The sequence below is a fragment of the Polycladomyces zharkentensis genome, assembly GCF_016938855.1.
GTDB classification, from domain to species: domain Bacteria; phylum Bacillota; class Bacilli; order Thermoactinomycetales; family JIR-001; genus Polycladomyces; species Polycladomyces zharkentensis.
In genome coordinates, this window is record NZ_JAFHAP010000008.1 from 357,957 (window position 1) to 377,981 (window position 20,025).

General features: G+C 56.2%; 22 protein-coding genes. 2 read left to right on the forward strand and 20 right to left on the reverse strand.

Going from position 1 to position 20,025, the window contains the following annotated elements; all coding sequences use genetic code 11:
- Positions 1-60: 60 nt before the first annotated feature.
- The 7 genes from JQC72_RS08945 to JQC72_RS08975 all read right to left on the reverse strand — a co-directional run bounded on the left by JQC72_RS08945 (position 61) and on the right by JQC72_RS08975 (position 5,725).
- On the reverse strand, positions 61-852 hold the full coding sequence (locus JQC72_RS08945; protein ID WP_302104643.1) for a menaquinol-cytochrome c reductase cytochrome b/c subunit: 792 nt from the start codon (positions 850-852) through the stop codon (positions 61-63).
- Between the two features lie 26 nt (positions 853-878).
- Positions 879-1,550: a menaquinol-cytochrome c reductase cytochrome b subunit gene (gene qcrB / locus JQC72_RS08950; protein ID WP_205494905.1), complete on the reverse strand. Its 672-nt coding sequence runs from the start codon at positions 1,548-1,550 to the stop codon at positions 879-881.
- Between the two features lie 6 nt (positions 1,551-1,556).
- A complete protein-coding gene (locus JQC72_RS08955; RefSeq protein ID WP_335342422.1) occupies positions 1,557-2,084 on the reverse strand; it encodes a QcrA and Rieske domain-containing protein in 528 nt (175 codons plus the stop codon).
- A 212-nt stretch (positions 2,085-2,296) separates the two neighbouring features.
- Positions 2,297-2,749: a DUF2487 family protein gene (locus JQC72_RS08960; protein WP_205494907.1), complete on the reverse strand. Its 453-nt coding sequence runs from the start codon at positions 2,747-2,749 to the stop codon at positions 2,297-2,299.
- A 54-nt stretch (positions 2,750-2,803) separates the two neighbouring features.
- Entirely contained in the window at positions 2,804-3,355 is a 552-nt protein-coding gene (locus JQC72_RS08965) for a ReoY family proteolytic degradation factor (protein WP_205494909.1), read from the reverse strand.
- 94 nt (positions 3,356-3,449) lie between these two features.
- Positions 3,450-4,580, reverse strand: coding sequence for a hypothetical protein (locus JQC72_RS08970; protein WP_205494911.1), 1,131 nt, complete (start codon positions 4,578-4,580; stop codon positions 3,450-3,452).
- A 620-nt stretch (positions 4,581-5,200) separates the two neighbouring features.
- On the reverse strand, positions 5,201-5,725 hold the full coding sequence (locus JQC72_RS08975; RefSeq protein WP_205494913.1) for a hypothetical protein: 525 nt from the start codon (positions 5,723-5,725) through the stop codon (positions 5,201-5,203).
- A gap of 233 nt (positions 5,726-5,958) precedes the next feature.
- Between JQC72_RS08975 and JQC72_RS08980 the strand changes: the two genes are divergently transcribed.
- A complete protein-coding gene (locus JQC72_RS08980; RefSeq protein ID WP_205494915.1) occupies positions 5,959-6,174 on the forward strand; it encodes a hypothetical protein in 216 nt (71 codons plus the stop codon).
- A 216-nt stretch (positions 6,175-6,390) separates the two neighbouring features.
- On the opposite strand, the gene aroA is transcribed toward JQC72_RS08980, so the two are convergent.
- From aroA to aroC, 11 genes are all read right to left on the reverse strand, one after another.
- Positions 6,391-7,680, reverse strand: a complete 1,290-nt coding sequence (gene aroA / locus JQC72_RS08985) for a 3-phosphoshikimate 1-carboxyvinyltransferase (RefSeq protein WP_205494917.1) — start codon at positions 7,678-7,680, stop codon at positions 6,391-6,393.
- 19 nt (positions 7,681-7,699) lie between these two features.
- Complete coding sequence (locus tag JQC72_RS08990) at positions 7,700-8,800, reverse strand: prephenate dehydrogenase (protein ID WP_205494919.1); 1,101 nt, start codon at positions 8,798-8,800, stop codon at positions 7,700-7,702.
- Positions 8,797-9,900 (reverse strand): histidinol-phosphate transaminase, encoded by a 1,104-nt coding sequence (hisC, locus tag JQC72_RS08995; protein ID WP_205494921.1) that lies wholly within the window; start codon positions 9,898-9,900, stop codon positions 8,797-8,799. Before hisC ends, JQC72_RS08990 begins: the two co-directional genes overlap by 4 nt.
- Before the next feature lie 34 nt (positions 9,901-9,934).
- Positions 9,935-10,735, reverse strand: a complete 801-nt coding sequence (gene trpA, locus JQC72_RS09000) for a tryptophan synthase subunit alpha (protein WP_205494923.1) — start codon at positions 10,733-10,735, stop codon at positions 9,935-9,937.
- Positions 10,732-11,943 (reverse strand): tryptophan synthase subunit beta, encoded by a 1,212-nt coding sequence (gene trpB, locus JQC72_RS09005; protein WP_335342423.1) that lies wholly within the window; start codon positions 11,941-11,943, stop codon positions 10,732-10,734. The genes trpA and trpB overlap by 4 nt, the downstream gene beginning before the upstream one ends.
- Complete coding sequence (locus JQC72_RS09010; protein WP_205494925.1) at positions 11,909-12,571, reverse strand: phosphoribosylanthranilate isomerase; 663 nt, start codon at positions 12,569-12,571, stop codon at positions 11,909-11,911. Before JQC72_RS09010 ends, trpB begins: the two co-directional genes overlap by 35 nt.
- Entirely contained in the window at positions 12,556-13,353 is a 798-nt protein-coding gene (gene trpC / locus JQC72_RS09015; protein ID WP_205494927.1) for an indole-3-glycerol phosphate synthase TrpC, read from the reverse strand. The genes JQC72_RS09010 and trpC overlap by 16 nt, the downstream gene beginning before the upstream one ends.
- Positions 13,343-14,368 (reverse strand): anthranilate phosphoribosyltransferase, encoded by a 1,026-nt coding sequence (gene trpD, locus JQC72_RS09020; protein ID WP_205494929.1) that lies wholly within the window; start codon positions 14,366-14,368, stop codon positions 13,343-13,345. Before trpD ends, trpC begins: the two co-directional genes overlap by 11 nt.
- A 187-nt stretch (positions 14,369-14,555) precedes the next feature.
- Complete coding sequence (aroH, locus tag JQC72_RS09025; RefSeq protein ID WP_205494930.1) at positions 14,556-14,975, reverse strand: chorismate mutase; 420 nt, start codon at positions 14,973-14,975, stop codon at positions 14,556-14,558.
- A gap of 1 nt (position 14,976) precedes the next feature.
- Positions 14,977-16,068, reverse strand: coding sequence for a 3-dehydroquinate synthase (gene aroB, locus JQC72_RS09030; RefSeq protein ID WP_205494932.1), 1,092 nt, complete (start codon positions 16,066-16,068; stop codon positions 14,977-14,979).
- Between the two features lie 2 nt (positions 16,069-16,070).
- A complete protein-coding gene (aroC, locus tag JQC72_RS09035; protein ID WP_205494939.1) occupies positions 16,071-17,231 on the reverse strand; it encodes a chorismate synthase in 1,161 nt (386 codons plus the stop codon).
- A 512-nt stretch (positions 17,232-17,743) separates the two neighbouring features.
- Between aroC and JQC72_RS09040 the strand changes: the two genes are divergently transcribed.
- Entirely contained in the window at positions 17,744-17,896 is a 153-nt protein-coding gene (locus JQC72_RS09040; RefSeq protein ID WP_302104650.1) for a hypothetical protein, read from the forward strand.
- Positions 17,897-18,519: 623 nt separating this feature from the next.
- Here the strand turns inward: JQC72_RS09040 and JQC72_RS09045 are convergent.
- Both JQC72_RS09045 and JQC72_RS09050 read right to left on the reverse strand, forming a co-directional pair.
- Positions 18,520-19,230, reverse strand: coding sequence for a pirin family protein (locus JQC72_RS09045; protein ID WP_205494940.1), 711 nt, complete (start codon positions 19,228-19,230; stop codon positions 18,520-18,522).
- 11 nt (positions 19,231-19,241) lie between these two features.
- A complete protein-coding gene (locus JQC72_RS09050; protein WP_205494941.1) occupies positions 19,242-20,018 on the reverse strand; it encodes a DODA-type extradiol aromatic ring-opening family dioxygenase in 777 nt (258 codons plus the stop codon).
- Positions 20,019-20,025: the final 7 nt, after the last annotated feature.

Here is a 20,025-nt window from a genome sequence, read left to right on the forward strand (position 1 = left end):
GTTTCATTTTAAGTAGCAAAAAAGGTGATCATGACGACCACCTTTTTACACTCTCCCTCATTATTTCTGTTTGGCCAGCCATTCGGCCAGCTTTTCCTTTTCAGCTTCCGTTCCTTGGAACATGCCGGGCGGCATCGGTCCAAGACCTTCGTTCATGATTTTGATAATCTCTTCTTTGCTGTGACGTTTTCCCACACCGATCAGGGTCGGACCGTTTACCCCTTCCAGTTTTTCACCGTGACATTGCACGCAGGCCTGCTGCTTGTAAATCTCGTAAGCGGGATCATTGGGCGCCACGATGGAGCCTTTCGGACCGCCCAATTGGACCGGCGGCGGCTGAGTGGCGAGCTGCTTCTCGTGCTCATCATACGCCGCCCAGGTCAGGACGACAGTGGCAATCAGTGCGAGCAGCATGATTCCCGTCGCAACCGGTCGACGCAACGGACGGCGCTCAGGACTCCGATCCAGCCACGGCGCCAAGAGCAGTGCGGTAAACGCGATACCGGGCAAGATCACGGTACCGATGACGACGTAAGGTCCGCCGGCCCATTTGAATTTCAGGAGCTGGTACAAGAACAGGAAGTACCAGTCCGGAACAGGGATAAAGCTCGTGTTGGTCGGATCGGCCAGTTCACCGAGCGGTGGCTCTTCAGCCATGACAGCCGACATGAATCCCACGAGGACGACAACCGCAACCATCCATTCCTTCAACAAAAAGTTCGGGAAAAACGGCTCGGTTTTCCCGGGGAACTCGGAGTAATCTTTCGGGTACATCTTCGGGCGATCGGCACGAATGCGCGAGTCGCCGACATAGATGATTTCTTTGTCGCCCTCACCATGTTGATGTGCCAATGATTTTCCCCCCTAACGCGTGAGCATTATAGCGGCCCGGAAATTCCTTGTCTTCGAATCAGCAGGAAGTGAGCGCCCAAGAGAGCCAGCAGGACCGCAGGGAGGAAGAATACGTGCAATGCGAAGAAACGTGCGAGCGTCTGAGCTCCGACGATTTCTCCCCCTTGCAGGAACGTGGCGATGTACGGGCCGATGTAAGGAACCGATGCCGCGATCTGCACCCCTACTTTCGTGGCGAAATACGCCTTATTGTCCCAAGGCAACAGGTAACCGGTAAAGCCGAGTCCCAACATCACGAAGAAGATCAGCATCCCGATCACCCAGTTGAACTCACGGGGATTTTTGTACGCTCCGGTAAAAAAGACGCGCAGGGTGTGAAGGAACAGCATCACGATCGCCACACTGGCTCCCCAGTGATGCATTCCCCGAACGATGGACCCGAAGGCCACTTCGGTCTGCAGATATTTCACACTCGCGTGAGCGTTCACAATATCCGGCACGTAATAGAGGGCCAAGAACATACCGGACAAAATCTGAATCACGACAATAAAAAAGGTCAACCCACCAAAGCAGTAAATAAATGCTGAGAAATGGTGAGCCGGGTTCACATGCTCCGGAACCTCGTGGTCGGCCACGTCACGCCACAGCGGAGTGATGTCCAGCCGACGATCCAACCATTCGTACATGCTTCGCAACATTCTTGCCTACACCCCGCTTCGCGGTTTAATCTTGCCGAGATACAGTTTGCCGTTTTCCACCTTGGTTTCGTAGGTGTCCAACGGCGCCGGCGGCGGTGTTCCCGGGATGTTGACCCCGTCTTTGTCGTAGCGCCCGAAGTGGCAGGGGCAAAAGTACTCATCTTTGAATTGCGGGTTCCCGTTCCACATCACAGTGCATCCCAAGTGTTTGCAAATCGGAGAAAGAGCCAGGATTTCACCGTTCGGTGATTTCCGGATCCACGCGGTAAGCGTTTCCCCTTCTTTGGGTTCGTACCAACCGTCTTTCCGGTGGACCTTGAATGTGATCGCCCGAGGTTGTTCATTAAATTCATTCACGTCACCGACTTCCACGAACTGGCTTCCTTCTCCCTTTTTCAGCATGGGATCGATGGCAAAGCGCACCATCGGGAACAACACGCCTGAGGCAAGAAAACCGGCTGTGCCCGCCAACGTGTATGTAAGAAACTGACGGCGGGACACACCGGATTTCTGCCGTCCCTGATCTTTGCTCACGACTCGTCCGACCTCCCTCTATGCGGGTTAAACGTCCACCGGACCGGAACCATCTAGCTTACTAGGACATATCCATGATAGCCAACCGTCTCAATGAATGTCAAGAATTCGGAGTCTTCCGTATCGATTGATGACCGAATCGTTAAAAAGGTGTAACGTTTTCCGTCGCCTTCTTTTTATACTGTATCCCTGATTCCTTCTCTTCATTCAGATCATCCCGTTTGCCATAGTCTGATGATGCGTGCCTGCAATCGTTCCGCTTCCGTTTGGATGTCCTGATCCGACACCAACCGGTATACGGTTACCCCGGCCACCAACAGCTTGATGGAATCAGGACTTTGAAACTCTCCCCACTCTTCGGCGAGATCCTCCGGTACGAGCAGGATGAGATGGTGAAACAGGGAACCTCCCAACTGTGACAGAACACTCTCAACATAGGGTCGGAATACTTTCGGACTGGCGCCGCTGTATGGAATCGGCGGCAACAGCAACACCCGCCCCGTCAAGGTCTTCTCCAAGAGATCCGCCACCGCACCGATTCCCGCTGCCTCTTCCAGCTTCGGCTGTTTCTCCTCAAACCGCAACCGGAAGACCGGCAGGAGCAGCGTGTCCAAAAAAGGAGCATACCGCCCCCATTCGGTCGTATCCAACTGACTCCACTTCATTGATTTCCCTCCAACAAAAAAATCGCCCGGCTTACGCCGAGCATTATATCGAACTTAACGATTGAATTCCAGCAGGTTCTTCCATTCTTCTGTCAGCTGTAAAAACGCCGCTTTATTTCCTTCGGCCAGCGCCTGGTCAATTTGACGATAAAGATGTTTTTTTTGAAATTCCTGTACCGCTTTATCGAGGATCATCTCCGCCATCAGACTCAACAGGGGTTCTTGCAACAAGTCTGGTTTTTCCATGGGATTTCCCTCCAATACAGCGGCATATTCAGGACAGGTCGCCCTGTCTTTGAAGCTCAGGCCAATGTAGATTTCTTCATCGGGACAGGAACGGATATCATAAAACGCCGTTTCGACGTCGGTATACACTTTCCGGTTCTTTTGGAAACGAAACGCGGGCATTTGGGAACATTTCGTGGAGATCAACAAAGTCTTGGGCAAACCGCGTAAGTTGTCGACAAAATGAACCCGTTGGAGCAATCGCTCTTCCGAGGAAAGATAGCAAAGCAACCAGGAGGCCTCCCGTTTTTGGAGCTCATAGTGGGTCAAAAACCACTCGATGAACTCCTTTTTCTCGGACGTCGTCACGCAGTCGCTCATCGTTCATCCCCCCATCCCGCGATTGAAAATTGAGATATCTTGTTATTTTATTTATTCCATGGGAAGCGGTAAGTTTCCTTCCGGCAAGCGAAAATTACCGAGTTGGAAAAGGACGGAAAAAATCCTCCTCCATCTCCTTTTCACCCAATCCGGAACCTTGTTGCAAAAAGCGACGTCCCAACGGTGTCATCCGAACCAGCCAACCGCCACCGGAGGCTTCGCCCAAGCACACCATTCCCAGATGAAGCATCATTTTCAACAGACGGTGAAATAATTGTTCTCTCGTCTCATAGTAGTAATCCTGTACCCACCCTTCCAGAGCGACAAGCAGATCGGACGATGACATCCAACGGTCGCCGGCCAGTAAATCGACCCACCGGATCAACACCGGCAAACAGGGTAACGCGTGTCGATACAGACGAATCCAGAAGTGGATCATCTCCCGGGTTTCATCCGGTCCTTCAGTAATGATTTTCCCCGCACCCGCTTCCGTTAAACGGAGATAACCGTCCATTTCTTCGGCGATATATCCCTGATAATACGCATAATCGTAAATCAGCGAAAAACGGTCCGGATATTGATGATAGCGGCGTCCGAAACCGAACCGGTAACCTTTTTTCATAATCAGCTCTTCGCGAACCGCAAATTGCGCCAGCAACCGGCGTTGTTGTTGCCGGTAGATGGCGCCTTCAGACGTCAATTGAACGATATGTTGGGAGACAAAGGACAAAAACCGTTTCAAATCCTGTTGAATCAATCCTTGTTCATCCCGGTAGACCGTCGGTTCCGGTTGATCCCCGGATAGCGACTGCCTTTTGAGTTCCGCCATCACACGCATCACGCGCTGACGAAAATCGAGAGGCACCCGATACAAATGGCGGGAATCGGAGGTAAATCCGGGAAACAGCCAACCGGACCGCAACCCTTTGCTCACCAGTTCACGTGGCTTCCCCTCGTTTTTTCCCCATGCCATCCGCTCTTTGCTGAGCAGATCTTCCATGCTGTACACTTCCCGGGAATCAAGGCAGAGCAGTTGCAAAAAACGCCGCTCCTCCTCTTCCAGCCCGTACACCAGCGCGCTCAAAACGGAAGGACGCCCCAAGTGGCGAAGCAACGAACAGATCATATGATGTTTGGAATGAGCGTCGCCTTCCACCCCATAATGCTCCTGCATACGCCGTAATTGTTCGATGTCCGCGTAAGTCAGCAAATCCGCCAGGTTCACCGCGACCCCTCCATCCCAACTATTTCCTATTCCTTATCATCGACGAAATCGGCGAAACTTACACCTCCGATTCTGGTGATGTCGATGTCTCGTCACGCATGGTAAGCGTGGGGATATAAAGGAGGATGGTTTGTGGAGCAAACTTGTTTATGAATTTGCAAGTAAAAAATCGCACATTTCTTCGTGCGACCGGACCGTGCATTATTGGCACGGAGTGATGTTTCAGCTTTCTGGGATTTACAGAAACGAAGCACACGCCGACCATGGGATATTTGAATCATGGAATGTGCTTTGCCCGTTACCCCTTCACGGGGATAGTCAGAGCGTACACGAAAGGTTGGTATATTCATCGAACTGTGCGCATCCTGCCGGCAGTAGGATTTTGTACGTCATGACAGGAGGTGCTGGTGGCGAAGACTCCCACCGGGTGAAACCATGAGCGTGATCAGGAGGAAACGGCATACTGGTAATAGGTGCGCCGCCCATGCGGATAATGCAGCATTGCTGCACCGTATGGGACACACCCCCGAATCCGGGCCTTGTCCAAAGCGGAAACGGACTTAGGACGACAACAACCCAAGAATCCCACGTCTTCAGACGTGTGGCGTGTCAATTTTCTGCTACATGCGCTTTGAGGGACGGTTTTCCTTCTTCGTCGGGAGAGCGTGGATGGCAATCGGGTACCTCACACGGCGTTGTGCTTCCTCTTCCGTGTCACGCACTCGCAACAGCCGCCCGATCATCAACAAACCTGTACACACCATCCACATTGTCAAGGAGGAGGGACGGATACCCGGCAGGAACAAATGTACACCGTCTCCCAACAAACCGGTCCAGCTTTCGCGGATGGTGGCGGTCCAAGGAAAAACGGGAACAAAAAAGACTGCATGCAACAACGTTCCCATTCCCCATACCGAAGCCAACGACAAGCCGTAAACCTGGTTGGAAACGGAACCCAGTCCCACATACACCATCGCAGTCATCACGGCAACGGCAATATGCGTACCGATCAACATATTGGAGGCTGCATCGCCCGAACCGAACCACTGCCATATGAGAAAAGGAAACACCCATTTTTTCAACAACAGCAGCATGCCGATGACAAAGACCGCTTCCATCAACCACATATGCGGTTTCTCTTTCATCCGACTCCCTCCCCTGCCACAGATGTATGAAAAATGGGACAAAAAAAGAACCGCCTCGCGGCGGCAGGCACAGAACGTGCACCAATGGATAGGAGTGGAGAGAAACCATACTGTACTTTCATTATAGTCATACGATACAGGCAGGTCAACAGGTAATTCCCAATTTTCTGTTTTATGAAAAAGAAGATCCATCCTACAGAACTGCGAGCAACAGAGCGGTTCGGGGAGAGAAAATGAACTCACTGGGGAGACGGGGATGCGCCCCCAACCTGCTGGCCGATGAATGGTCGACCGATGCCGTCATCCGAACGGCCATCGACTGGGTTCACCGTTGTTGCGGTGTTATGTTTTTGAGCGGACAGATTCCCGGGATTTATTACCTGTTTACGTCGTTGATCGTGGTATGGGTGTCTCTTTTCATCTGGCGCGTCCGAACCATGGTTCGCTAAACCCGACGCTTTTTGGACACACTCCTCCCCTTGAAAGTGAATCATCCGGTCCATCCGGTGTTGCTTCGTTTCCAACAAACCTATGGCGTTCCGGTCGGGGAAGAGAAGGGTGACCTTTTTCCCGCGAGCGACCTTTGCGCCGGCGAAACCGTAATGCTAAGGAAAAAGGTACACCCGAATCTGCCTAGTCTCCGGATCAATCCCAAACTTTGCCCGTCACGCTCCCAATTGTTCCAGCAGCTCGGCGAAACCGGGGAAAGACACATCGATGGCGGCCGCATTTTGAACGGTCACTTCGCCCGATGCTGCCAGACCGGCAATCGCCATCGCCATCCCGATGCGGTGATCGCCGTGGCTGTCGCAGACGCCGCCTTTCAATCGGGTCGGACCGTGGATGATCAGGCCATCTTCCGTCTCCTCCACTTGGGCGCCCAATTTGCGCAACTCCGTCGCCGTGGTGGCGATGCGGTTCGTTTCCTTCACCTTCAGCTCGGCTGCATCCTTGATGACCGTCGTCCCTTCCGCCTGGGTCGCCACTACAGCCAACACCGGGATTTCGTCAATCAAGCGCGGGATGAGATCGCCTCCCACTTCCACGGCACTGAGACCATCCGCCGACACCGTCACATCGCCGACGGGTTCACCGCACCATTCCCCTTTCGGTTCCACCACCACTTCAGCGCCCATCATGCGGAACACATCCAAAATACCGGTCCGGGTCGGATTGAGCCCCACATCCCGCACCGTCACACGACTGCCCGGCACCATCAGTGCTGCCGACCAAAGGAACGCTGCCGACGAAACATCTCCGGGTACGCGGACGGATTGACCTGTCAACGTTTGGCCGCCCCTGACGGCCACCCGGCCGGGCTCGGTTTCCAGTTCCACACCGAAAGCCTGGAGCATCCGCTCCGTATGATCCCTGGAAACAGCCGGTTCGCGTACCACCGTCGTTCCTTCCGCCTGCAAACCGGCCAGCAGAAGACACGATTTTACCTGAGCACTGGCCACCCGGCTCACGTGCTCGATTCCCCTCAAATGCCCCCCGCGAACGGCGAGCGGCGTAAACGAACCACCCTCCCGGCCGTCAATGAACGCTCCCATCTCCCGCAACGGTTTCACCACGCGTCCCATCGGACGGCGCGCGATGGACTCATCCCCGGCCACGGCGGAGAAAAAGGGGCGTCCGGCCAAAATGCCGAGCATGAGTCGAATGGTGGTACCGGAATTGCCCACATCCAACCATTGGGACGGCTCGCGCAAACCATCCCACCCTTTCCCCTTGATCAGTACCGTCGTGGGGGTTTCGCGTTCGATCTCCACGCCCAGCCGACGGAAACACGCGATCGTGCTGAGACAGTCCGCTCCCGGCAAAAAACCGTCCACCTGCGTAGTCCCCTGCGCGATGGCTCCAAACATCACCCCGCGATGGCTGATCGATTTGTCCCCCGGCACCCGGACCGATTGATGAAACGGCCGTTTGGGGGTGGATCGGATGATGTCCATGGTTCTCTCCCTCCCGCACTTATTCGATCACCGTATAATCGGCTTGTTTGAGCACCGCCACCGCCTGCGTCAAATCTTCTTCGGTACGGAACGACAATCGGAGTACCCCGGCTTCTTCCTCGCGGTTTTCCATTACACCGATGTTGCTCAAGTTGATGCCATGCTTCCCCAAAAGCGTCGCCACTTCCCCGATCATTCCCGGACGGTCGGGGACGTTTACATAGCATTCATAGGGTCGCAGCAGGATGCCTTTTTTCCTCTCAGGCAACCGCTCGCGCAGACGTCTCGCCCGGTCGAACAGCGCCTCCACTTCCTGCGCATCACCCGCTTCAATCGCCCGGCGGAACCGCTGCATCTCCTCCAACCAGTCGTCCATCAACGACAACATCATCTGGCGATTGCTCATCAGAATATCCCGCCACATCACGGGATGACTGGCGGCAATGCGCGTCAAATCCCGGAAACCGCCCGCCGCCAACCGGTGGAACCACTCATTCTCCTCATTGTAGCGCCCCACCTGGTTAACCAAGCCGGCCGCGATCACATGCGGCAAATGACTGATCGCCCCCACGACCCGGTCATGATGATCCGGGTCCATGATCACCAACTGAGCACGAGTGGCCACCTGCAACAAACGGCTCAACCTTTGCACATCCACCAACGGTGTTTCCGGCGTCGGCGTCAATATGTAATACGCATTTTCAAACAGCAACGGATCAGCCGCTTCCACGCCGGAACGGTGAGAACCGGCCATCGGATGCCCGCCGATGAAAGTGACACCGATCCGGCTCAGCTCCCGGCCGTACCGGACGACCTCCCCTTTGGTGCTGCCGACATCCGAAACGATGCATCCCGGTTTGAGCGGCATTTCCCGCAATTGTACCAACAGACGGGTAATCAGCCCGACGGGAACCGCCAAAAACAGAAAATCGGCATCTTTGACCGCTTTCGCCATATCCGTGGTTCCTTCATCAATGACGCCGGAGGCGCGGGCCAATTCCAACGAACGCTCGGAAACGTCACAGCCGCAAACCGTGCACCCCGTCCGCTCCTTGATGCACAAAGCAAGGGACCCGCCGATCAGACCGATCCCGATAACCGTCACTTTCCCTTGATTCAACGGACTTCGTTCCTTTGCCTGCCCAGACTGACGGCCAATGCGTCCAAGAAGCGGGCGTTTTGTTCAGGTGAGCCGACCGTGACCCGGATGTGCGTCGGATAGCCAAGCGCCTGTCCGGAACGGACGATAATGCCTTGTTTCAAAAGCGATTGAAACACTTCGTCAGCCGGCTTGCCCGTATCCAGCAACACAAAATTACCGTGGGAAGGGAAATGGGACAATCCCCATTCGTGCAACTGGCGGCTGATCGTCTCCACCCCTTCGCGATTGAGACGGCGGCAACGCTCCACGAACGCTTGGTCCGCCAATGCAGCACGGGCAGCCCGTTGCGCCAGACGGTTGACGTTGAACGGTTCGCGAACACGATCCAGCTCCGTCACGACGTCCGGGTGACCGATGCCGTACCCGATTCGGAAAGCGGCCAACCCGTAGATCTTGGAAAACGTGCGCAGAACAAACAACTGCGGATAGCGATCCAAAAGAGAAATTGTATCCGGGTAGGCGGGATCGGTCACATATTCATAATAAGCCTCATCCACCACAACCAGCACATGCTCCGGCATCCGATCGAGAAAACGGACCAATTCGTCCCGATCCACAATCGTGCCCGTCGGATTGTTGGGATTGCAAATCCACACGATGCGCGTCCGTTCGTTCACGGCCGACGCCATCGCCTCCAAATCATGTGTGCCGTCAACCAACGGCACTTCCACCGGTGTGGCGCCCTCCATCCGCGTCAATGTCCAGTATCGCGGAAACGTCCGATCCGCCATCACCGACTCGGTCCCCGGTTCCAGGTAGGCACGGGCCAACATCTGGACGACTTCGTCCGAACCGTTTCCGAAAATCAGGCGCGCTTCGTCCACACCGAGATGAAGAGCCAGTTCCCGACGCAAATCGGGTGCCGCCCCTTCCGGATACATGGCAAAAAATTCCCGTTCGGTGGCCAACGATTCCCACACCGCCGGCGAACAACCGAACGGATTTTCATTGGAAGCCAGCTTGATCACTTCTTTGAGTCCCAGCTCACGCTTTACTTCTTCAAGCGGTTTGCCCGGTTGGTACACAGGCAAACCGCGAATGGCTGCTTTCGGTTTCATGCCACGGGCTCCTCCCACCGTTTTTCTCTCTATCTTACTCTGTTTTCAGCTCCCTGACAAATGCCCGGATCTCGGCGAGCGCTTGTTCCCGTTTGGCGGGATTTTGCAGGGCTTCCCGGCGTTCGCCGATCAAGCGCACCAACGCGCTGCCCACGACAACGGCATCAGCATGGCGGGAAAAACGGCGGACGTGTTCCGGACGCGAAATGCCGAAGCCGATCGCAGTGGGAACCGGACTGACACGCCGGACTTCTTCCAAAAATGCGTCCACATCCCGTGAAAATCCGTCCCGCACCCCAGTCGTTCCCAGTGAAGAGACACAATAGACGAATCCCTGCGCCTGCCCGGCGATCATCCGGACCCGCTCCCGCGACGTCGGCGCCACCAGCGGAATCGCATCCAAACCGTGATCGGCACAAGCAGTACGCAATGCTTCGTTTTCCTCCACCGGCAAATCAGGAACGATCACCCCGTCGATCCCCGCCTCGCGAGCCGTTTTCGCAAACCGGTCAAAACCCATCTGTATCAAAGGATTCACATAAGAGAACAAAACCAATGGAACGCGCACCCCCTGCTCACGCGCCGTTTTGGCCAACGCCAACACACGGGACAGATTCATTCCATGGGACAACGCCCGGGTGGCCGCTTCCTGAATCACCGGACCATCGGCCAACGGATCGGAATACGGTACACCCAATTCGACCACGGCCACCCCTTCTTCGTCCAACAGGCGGAGCAGATCCAGGGTCGTTTCCGGATCGGGATCTCCCGCCACCAAAAACGGAATCAGCCGGACTTCCGACGGTTTCCGCAACGCTTGTTCGATGACCGTCATCGCCGTTTCGCCTCCTCCGCCCGAATCGTCTCCACGTCTTTGTCCCCGCGCCCCGACAAACAAATCAACACCGTCTGCTCCCGAGGCAACGTACGGGCCAGACGCACTGCCTCCGCCACCGCATGCGCCGACTCCAGCGCGGGCAGGATGCCTTCCGTCCGGCAGAGCAGGCGAACCGCGTCCAACGCTTCTTCGTCCGTGACCGAAGTATAGCGGACCCGCCCGGACTCCTTCAGATGGGCATGTTCCGGTCCCACACCGGGATAGTCCAGACCGGCGGAGATCGAGTGCGCCGGTATCACCTGGCCATGTTCATCCTGTAGCAAATAACTGAACGAACCGTGCAACACACCCGGCTTCCCTTTGGACAACGTCGCCGCATGCCGGCCGGTGGACAGGCCGTGACCGGCCGCTTCCACCCCGTGCAGTTGCACATCGCGATCCGCCAAAAACGCCGCAAACATGCCGATCGCGTTGCTCCCGCCGCCGACACAGGCCACCACATGGTCGGGGAGGCGGTGTTCGCGGTACAAAAACTGCGCCCTCGCTTCATCGCCGATCACACGCTGGAATGTGCGCACCATCTCCGGGTACGGATGCGGCCCCACCACCGAACCGATCATGTAAAACGTGTCTTCCACGTGTGTCACCCAATGACGGATCGCTTCACTGGTGGCGTCCTTGAGCGTCCGGGTCCCTGACCGGACCGGCACCACTTCCGCCCCCAACAATTCCATGCGGAACACGTTCAACTGTTGTCTGCGGACATCTTCTTCTCCCATGAATACCTTGCATTCCATCCCCAACAGGGCGGCTACCGTCGCTGACGCCACACCGTGTTGACCGGCTCCGGTCTCGGCAATCAGTTTCTTTTTCCCCATCCGTTTGGCCAAAAGTGCCTGTCCCAACGTATTGTTGATTTTGTGTGCGCCTGTGTGGTTCAAATCCTCCCGTTTCAAAAACAGCCGGGCGCCGCCCACGTATTCCGTCAACCGCTGGGCGTACGTCAGCGGTGTGGGACGGCCGGAGTACTCTTCCAACAGGGTCCGCAATTCCTCGTGAAATGCGGGGTCGGCGATCGCTTCCCGAAACGCCGATTCCAGCTCGTTCAACGCGTACATCAAAGTCTCAGGGACAAAACGACCCCCGAACCGGCCGTATCTGCCGTTTTGATCAACTTGGGTTTCCAATGGGAGTTGGGTTTTCACCGGCTCTCACCCTTTCCACAAACGCCTGGATTTTTTCAGGGTCTTTCCTTCCGTTCGTCTCCACACCGCTGGATACGTCCACCCCGTCAGGACGATATGCGGTGACCAGTTGGCCGACATTGTCCGGCGTCAAACCACCCGCCACCCATACGTCACACGGCGTTTCCCGCCACATGCTTCGGATTTCGGGAATCCGTTCCCAGGAAAACGGCCGTCCCGACCCGCCGCCGGCAGAGTCGAACAATGCCGTATCAATCCACTGTGCATAGGCATCCGGGTCAGGCAAGGGACCGTCCGGAACAACGGAAAACGCCTTGATCACGTCCACTCCGCATGCTTCTTTGATCCGGCGACAATATGCAGGGGATTCGTCACCGTGCAACTGGACGGCGGAAAACGAATACCGTTTCAACCATCGTTCTGCTTCTGGAAACGACGCGTTTTGCAACACGGCCACCGCTTTGACAGACGGAGGCAGCGCGGCCAACAAACGGGGTAACCGCGATTCCGGCACGGTACGCTTACGCCCCGGAACGAGGATGACACCGGCCGCATCCACATCCAAACCGTGAAGCGTCTCGGCATCCGCTTCCGTTTGCAAGCCGCAGATTTTCACCGCTGTTCGCACGAGACCGCCCCCGTCAGCAACGCACGTACCGCCGATTCCGGATCATCCTGACGCATCAGGGATTCCCCCACCAGCATCCCGTCCACGCCGCAAGCTGCCGCCCGTGCCACATCCTGCGGTGAAGCGATGCCGCTTTCGGTGATGACGGGGATCGAATCGGGCAACAAGGGGCATAACCGTTCCGTGGTGGCCAAATCCGTCACAAACGTGTGCAGATCCCGGTTGTTGACACCCAATACATCCGGTTTTGCCGCCAGCGCCCGGTCCAATTCCTCTTCCCGGTGTACCTCTATCAACACTTCCAATCCCAGTTCGTGCGCCCTGCGGGACAGCGCAACGATGCGCTCCTCATCCAATATGGCCGCGATCAGAAGGATGGCGTCGGCCCCGATCAACCGGCTTTCCACCACTTGACTTTCATCAAGCAAAAAATCCTTCCGCAGAACCGGAATGTGGACCGTTTGCTTCACCGCGGTCAGGTAATCCGCCCGGCCGCTGAAAAACGTTTCGTCGGTCAACACCGAAATCGCTGCGGCACCTCCCCGTTCATATGCCGCTGCGATTTGAACGGGATCGACCGTTTCCCGGATCGTACCCTTTGAAGGCGAAGCCGGCTTCACCTCCGCGATCAAAGCCGGAACACCGTTCTTCCGCTTCATGGCCTGCGCCAGCGATCGCACTGGCGGCATACGTTCGGCCCGTTTTGCATCTTCCGATGTCAGGCGGCTTTTCAACCGCTGTACTTCCTCCCGTTTCACCGATACGATTTTGTCAAGAAACACGCGAACACACCTCCACCGAAAACCGAACCATCTCCTCCAACTGGCGCAACGCCGCTCCTTCGTCGATCGCACGGGCAGCCATCCGCACGCCTTCGGCCAGACTGTCAACTCGATCCGCCACCCACAACACCGCTCCGGCATTGGCCAACACGATGTCCCGCGGCGCCCCCGGTTCGCCGGCGAGCACCCGGCGGATCAAACCGGCGCTGGTTTGTGCGTCGCCGCCTGCCACCGCTGCCAGCGGTGCAGGGATCAAACCCATTTCCTCGGGTGTGATGGTATACGTGCGGACACGACCGTCTCGTACCTCGCTCACCCGTGTGGGGCCGGACACGGAGATTTCGTCCAGGCCGTCCATCCCGGCCACCACCATGGCCCGCTCAATGCCCAACATCAACAATACGCGGGCGACCGTTTCCGTCAAATCAGGGTCGTACACGCCGACCAATTGGCGACGAACCCCGGCCGGATTGGCCAGCGGACCCAGCAGATTGAAACAAGTGCGAAATCCGAGGGCTTTTCTTGCCGGCATGACATGTTTCATCGCTTGGTGATACAACGGCGCGTACAGAAAACAAATCCCCGTCTGTTCCAACATGGCGCGTGCAGCATCGGGTGTGGTGGAAATCTGCACGCCCAACGCTTCCAGCACATCAGCACTGCCGCTTTTGGATGAAACAGCCCGGTTGCCGTGTTTGGCCACCTTTACCCCGCAAGCGGAGGCAAGGATCGCGGCGGCGGTGGAAATATTGAACGTACGGCCGCCATCGCCGCCCGTTCCGCAAGTGTCCACGGCGTCGGTCGCAGGCTTCTCCCAGCGAAGCGCCCGACTGCGGAGACTCTCCGCCATTCCGGCCAACTCTTCGGCCGTTTCACCCTTCATGCGCAAAGCGGTCAGCAAACCGGCCACTTGCGCCGGCTCCCACAAGCCGTTCATCAATTCATCCATCACTTGACGGGCTTCGTCACGTGACAAATCGTGTCCTTCCACAACGCGGGTCAACAAAGCAGGCATCGGTATCCCTCCGGTCGATGATGTGCGGGCTGATGAGACGACCGGCGGGAAGAGAACAGAGAAGCAACGGGAGGATCAGTGAGGAAAGAAAAACGACCAAAGCAGAGGCGCTTTGGTCGGAGTTGTCCGTTTCGTTTTCACTCCGCTCCGCTCTGCTATGCTCTTCCCGTCTCGTCTCCAACTCGGCTCAACTCGGCTTACTCATCACTGTATCGGAGAATCCGTCGGGTGTCAATGACTCATTTTTCGCCAGATCCGGCCGAAGCGACCGGGCACCGCGCAAATATACGTGTTCGATCTCCTTCTGACCCCGATTCGTATTGATCAGCAGTAACAGACGAATACAACGCGGCAAACTTCCCGGCACCGGGATTTCATTGGCACACAGTAAAGGAACCATCTCCCATCCCGGAATGGATCGGATGGCCTCTGTCGGAAACACCGCGTTCAAATCGGTGGTCATCGTAACGAACACGCAAGCGATATCCTCCGGCGTCACCTGATTGCGCCGGATCATCTCCCGCAACAATTCCTCCGTCGCCGACAAAATCGGTTCCCCTTCATTTTTTTCCACCGTGGTTGCGCCGCGAATGCCTCGCACCTTCATCTTATTCCTCCTTCAACCGCCGCAACGCTTCGCGTATCACACGCTCCTCGACTCCTTTTTTCACTTCCACCGTACCGATACCCTTGGGCAAAACAAATACGTATTCCCCTTGTCGCGCTTTTTTGTCCCTGCGCATCAGAGTAAGCAATTCCTCATCGGAAAGCGGTTCATCCAAACTTACGGGCAGACCGTACAACGCGAGCAGACGCCGGGTGAACCCGGCCACGTCCCGTGCCGTCCCCAACAGCTCTCCCAGGATCGCTTCTCCCACCATTCCGATCGCCACCGCCTCGCCATGCGTCCAACGACGGTAGCCTGTCACCGCCTCCAACGCATGGCCGATGGTGTGACCGTAGTTCAATATGGCGCGCAGACCGGATTCGCGTTCGTCGCGGGCCACCACCTGTGCTTTGATGGCGCATCCACGCACGATTGCTTCCGTCAGCAGAGCCGGGTCCCGTTGCAACAGCGCCTCATGATGTTGTGCCAGCCACATCGCGAAATCCGCGTCGGCAATCAGTGCGTGTTTGATCACCTCGGCAAAGCCGGAAGCCAACTCCCGTTCAGGCAAAGTGGCGAGTGTATCCACATCAAACAACACCAATTCGGGCTGATGAAACGCACCGATCATATTTTTGCCCAGCGAATGGTTGACCCCCGTTTTCCCGCCCACACTGCTGTCGTGAGCCAACAGTGTCGTGGGGAGTTGCACGAACCGGATGCCACGCATGTAAACGGCCGCCAAAAACCCGGCCAAATCTCCGACCACTCCGCCGCCGAGCGCCAACACCGCGCTGTCCCGATCCATGCCGAAGCGAATCGCTTCTTCCACCAACCGGGACAACTGATCCAGGCTTTTGGAAGCTTCACCCGCCGGCACCACAATCATCCGAACCCGGTATCCGGCCGACTCCAACGGTGTCAGCACGCGTTTGCCGTAATGCGGCGCCACACTGGAATCGGTCACGACCAACAGTGAATGTGCGGGCGTGATTTGACGCTGTTGAAGCCAACGGGGCAAATCCGCATACAAACCGGAACCGACCACGATGGGATAGGACCGATCGCCCAACGCCACTTCCAACGTGCGCATGATCAGAATTTCGCCGCCCTTTCCCTGTACCGCTTCAGTTCATCCAGCAATTCATCCATCGTGTCGCTGGAAAATTTCTCGGTCAATGCCCGGGCCACTTCCCATGCCACCACATTTTCCGCCACGACGCAGGCGGCGGGCACGGCACAGCTGTCGGAACGCTCGATACTGGCCAAGAACGGTTCCTTGCTGTCGATGTCCACACTCCTGAGCGGTTTGTACAGCGTCGGGATCGGTTTCATCACGCCGCGTACCACAATCGGCTCGCCCGTCGTCATGCCGCCCTCGAATCCGCCAAGGCGGTTGGTCCGGCGGTAAAACCCGCGGGATTCATCCCACATGATCTCGTCATGAACCTGGGAGCCTTTCAACCGGGCCGCTTCAAAACCGATGCCGATTTCCACGCCCTTGAACGCTTGGATGCTGACGATCGCTTGGGCGATCCGCGCGTCCAACTTCCGGTCCCAATGCACGTGCGATCCCAAACCGACCGGCACGCCCTCGACGATCACTTCCACGATGCCGCCCAGGGTATCCCCTTCCTTCTTGGCCTCATCGATCAGGCGCATCATTTCCTTTTCCGCCTCCGGGTCCAGACAGCGGACGGGAGAAGCCTCAGCACGTGCCACACATTCTTCCAGCGGCAAGTCCATCGGTTGAGCCGTCACTCCCCCAATGCACACCACATGACCGGCAATGCGAATGCCGCACGCTTCCAACAGCTGGCGTGCCACCGCTCCCGCGGCCACCCGGGCTGCCGTTTCCCTTGCGCTGGAACGTTCCAACACATCACGCATGTCCCGGTGATTGTATTTGATCGCACCGTTGAGATCCGCATGTCCGGGGCGCGGCCGGGAGACCCGCCGTTTTTCCGCTTCTTCCGGTACGGGGTCCAAGCTCATGATTTTCCGCCAATGCTGGAAGTCCTTGTTTTCGATCACCAGCGTGACCGGCGCTCCGGTCGTTTGACCGAACCGTACGCCCGAGAGAACCTGGACTTGGTCGGACTCGATTTGCATCCGGCGTCCGCGTCCGTATCCTTTTTGACGCCGGGCCAGTTGTTCATCCACTTTCTGTTTGGAGAACGGCATACGGCTCGGCAGTCCTTCGATAATCACCGTCAATTGGGGGCCGTGCGATTCCCCCGCTGTCAAATACCTCATTCGCGACCTTCCTCTCCACTTTCGCGCTTTTTAGCTTCTAATTGCTAAAGAGTGTCAGTTGCTTGATATGATACCATACGATGAGCCGACTGAAAACGCCTTGGCTGTTCATGATCATTCATGGCGCAGAGGGGAATGCCTCTTTTTTTCAGCTCCCGACAGATTCAATGGATCAATACGGGGTATTATTCAAAATACTATGCATAATGACGATGAAACGGATTTGATGCGAGCAAACCCGCAAATTTCCGGAAACGATGACGTGTCAACAAATCAGCCGGCCTTCAAGAACAAGACGTACAGCAGGAAGTCCCCCTGACCATGATCAAGCATCATCGAGGGCTCATTCAAGGGAACCGTGTTGTGGACAAGCTGACGTGTTCTGACGAACACCGTCTCACGATTGCCTGGAAAGACATGAAAAGCATTCGTGAGCGGACAACATTCATGGCGCACATCAACTTCGCCGGAATACCCGGCAGAAAGCCAAGAAGGCAGGAGTTCCCGTATTCTTGGTTGATCCAAGAAACATCAGTCGCACCTGCCCTCGTAAAGATTGGATTCATTGTCAGTCTTGCGGGATCACTGCCTCCGCTGACAATGTGACATCTCGTAACTTTGCGAGTGGGACAGCCGTCAACCTGCCGAACACAGTGATTTTCTGATAAACCGCAACGCCCCGTTTCACAGGTGGGCAGTTTACATCATTGTACACAAGAAGCGACAGGCGCTCAATACACAAAAAACCCGGTGTCGTTTGACACCGGGTACAGATTGTATGCCATGGTTCGTGCCACTTAATAAGCGTGGCAATGAAGTCCCCTTCTGTCATCGGGCGTAACTTGGGCTCCATTGTCGAAGCGGAGGAGATTGGCCGCAAGACACCAGTTCGCGTTGGCGCCAGTGAGCTTTTCGATATAGGCTTTCCGACCAAGATCTGCGAAACATGAAGGCAACAACCAAAAGTATCCAGAAGCAACTTCCTCCACCTGTTCCCTGCAAGGAAGCGGATCATGCAGCTTACCCGACAAGTCCCGAGTGCGCTTCACTTCGAGAAAATTGCACGCGATGCCATTCCTGCGCTTTCCGGACTTCGCCCGGTCGGGCTTATCTCCTATCCGCTTCGCACAGAAGGATGGCTGCATTCCCACGAGCGGCCGTTTTGCTGTGCGAAACAGGGACACGACACCCTGTACCATTTTGTCAGCAATCTCCCGGTGTCAAGTTACACCGGGAAGTCGTCGGCAACCCGAGTCACCGATCAGCAAGGGTGCTTTGTCCAGTCCGCTTAATCCAAAGACGCCAAATCCATCAGCATGAAATGCGCATTTTCCCCAGCCGTGATCACGATGCGGGAGAGATCAGTGATACGGGCCGTATCTCCCGCTTTCAACGTATGTTCCCCGTTCAATTTTACGCATCCTTCAATCAGAAACAGATACATCAAGCGTCCGTCTTCCTGTTCATGCGTCAATGAACGCCCCGCATCCAACTGCGCCAGATACACCGTGACATCCTGATGGATCGACAGTGCACCTTCCCGAGGTTTACCGGAGACAACCGGCAGCAACCGGTTGTGTTGCGCTTCTCTGGGGAAAGATGCTTGTTCCCAGGAAGGGGTCAAACCCCTGCGTTCAGGATAAAACCAGATTTGCAGAAAATGGACCGGTCGTTCATGGGAGTGATTGTACTCCGAATGGAAAATGCCCGTTCCCGCCGTCATCCGTTGTACCTCACCGGCGCGGATCAAACCTTGGTTACCCATGCTGTCCCGGTGTTCCAACACACCGTCGATCACATAGCTGATGATTTCCATATCCGCGTGAGGGTGCATACCGAACCCTTTTCCCGGCTGCACGATATCGTCGTTAAACACACGGAGCGGTCCGAAATGAAGATTGTTCGGGTCGTAATACTCCGCAAACGAGAAACTGTGCCGTGTCGTCAACCAACCGTGGTCGGCCGTATATCTTTCTTCAGATGGAATAATGCGAATCATGGTCCCTCACCTCAATCAAATTGTAGAATCAAATGGCTCAATGAACCGTACTGATAGCTTTGATGATACACCCGAGCGGTACGGTTGTCATCGCCCGCCCCCATCGCGATATACAGCGGCAAAAAGTGTTCGGCATCCGGTGTGGCCCGGAGGGCATGCGGTGCCAAGCGTCGGTAGTGAAAGAGTGAATCGGTGTCCCATTCCCCCATGCGATCGATCAGCCAATCATCGAATTGCTTCGCCCATTCATCGGTCTGATCCGGCGCATCAAAGTTCATGTAGCGGAAATTGTGAACCGTGGCGCCGCTGGCGATGATCAGGATGTTGCGTTTTTTCAGGGAGGAAAGAGCCGCCCCGATCCGGTACTGCTCTTCAGGTGGTAGAGAGGGATTGACGGAAGCCGCGATCACCGGGATGTCCGCCGCCGGATACATATGGCGCAAAATCACCCACACCCCGTGATCCAGCCCCCGATGTGCATCCAGCACCGCCTCAATCCCGTGGTCTCGCAGCAGCTTCTGCACCGTGTTGGCGACGTGGACCGATCCTTTTGCCGGATAGGCAATCTCATACAGTTCTCCCGGAAAACCGCCAAAATCGTGGATGGTATCTTGAATCTCATCCGTGGCCGTCAAAGTCAGTCTCCCACTTACCCAATGGGCGGTGAATACCAGGATCGCCTCGGGTCGATCCAGTTTCTCCCCCAACCGCCGCAAGTCCCGGGTGTATGCGATGTCCTGTACGGCGAGGAGCGGGGAGCCGTGAGCGATAAAAAAGGAATGGGTCAACATTCTC

Bases quoted from the DNA above. Each gene is read 5' to 3' on its own strand.
- qcrB (WP_205494905.1), bottom strand. From the start codon at position 1,550: ATGTTGCGAAGCATGTACGAATGGTTGGATCGTCGGCTGGACATCACT.
- JQC72_RS08960 (WP_205494907.1), bottom strand. From the start codon at position 2,749: ATGAAGTGGAGTCAGTTGGATACGACCGAATGGGGGCGGTATGCTCCT.
- JQC72_RS08965 (WP_205494909.1), bottom strand. From the start codon at position 3,355: ATGAGCGACTGCGTGACGACGTCCGAGAAAAAGGAGTTCATCGAGTGG.
- JQC72_RS08975 (WP_205494913.1), bottom strand. From the start codon at position 5,725: ATGAAAGAGAAACCGCATATGTGGTTGATGGAAGCGGTCTTTGTCATC.
- JQC72_RS08980 (WP_205494915.1), top strand. From the start codon at position 5,959: ATGAACTCACTGGGGAGACGGGGATGCGCCCCCAACCTGCTGGCCGAT.
- aroA (WP_205494917.1), bottom strand. From the start codon at position 7,680: ATGGACATCATCCGATCCACCCCCAAACGGCCGTTTCATCAATCGGTC.
- hisC (WP_205494921.1), bottom strand. From the start codon at position 9,900: ATGAAACCGAAAGCAGCCATTCGCGGTTTGCCTGTGTACCAACCGGGC.
- trpA (WP_205494923.1), bottom strand. From the start codon at position 10,735: ATGACGGTCATCGAACAAGCGTTGCGGAAACCGTCGGAAGTCCGGCTG.
- trpD (WP_205494929.1), bottom strand. From the start codon at position 14,368: ATGCCTGCTTTGTTGACCCGCGTTGTGGAAGGACACGATTTGTCACGT.
- aroH (WP_205494930.1), bottom strand. From the start codon at position 14,975: ATGAAGGTGCGAGGCATTCGCGGCGCAACCACGGTGGAAAAAAATGAA.
- aroB (WP_205494932.1), bottom strand. From the start codon at position 16,068: ATGCGCACGTTGGAAGTGGCGTTGGGCGATCGGTCCTATCCCATCGTG.
- aroC (WP_205494939.1), bottom strand. From the start codon at position 17,231: ATGAGGTATTTGACAGCGGGGGAATCGCACGGCCCCCAATTGACGGTG.
- JQC72_RS09045 (WP_205494940.1), bottom strand. From the start codon at position 19,230: ATGATTCGCATTATTCCATCTGAAGAAAGATATACGGCCGACCACGGT.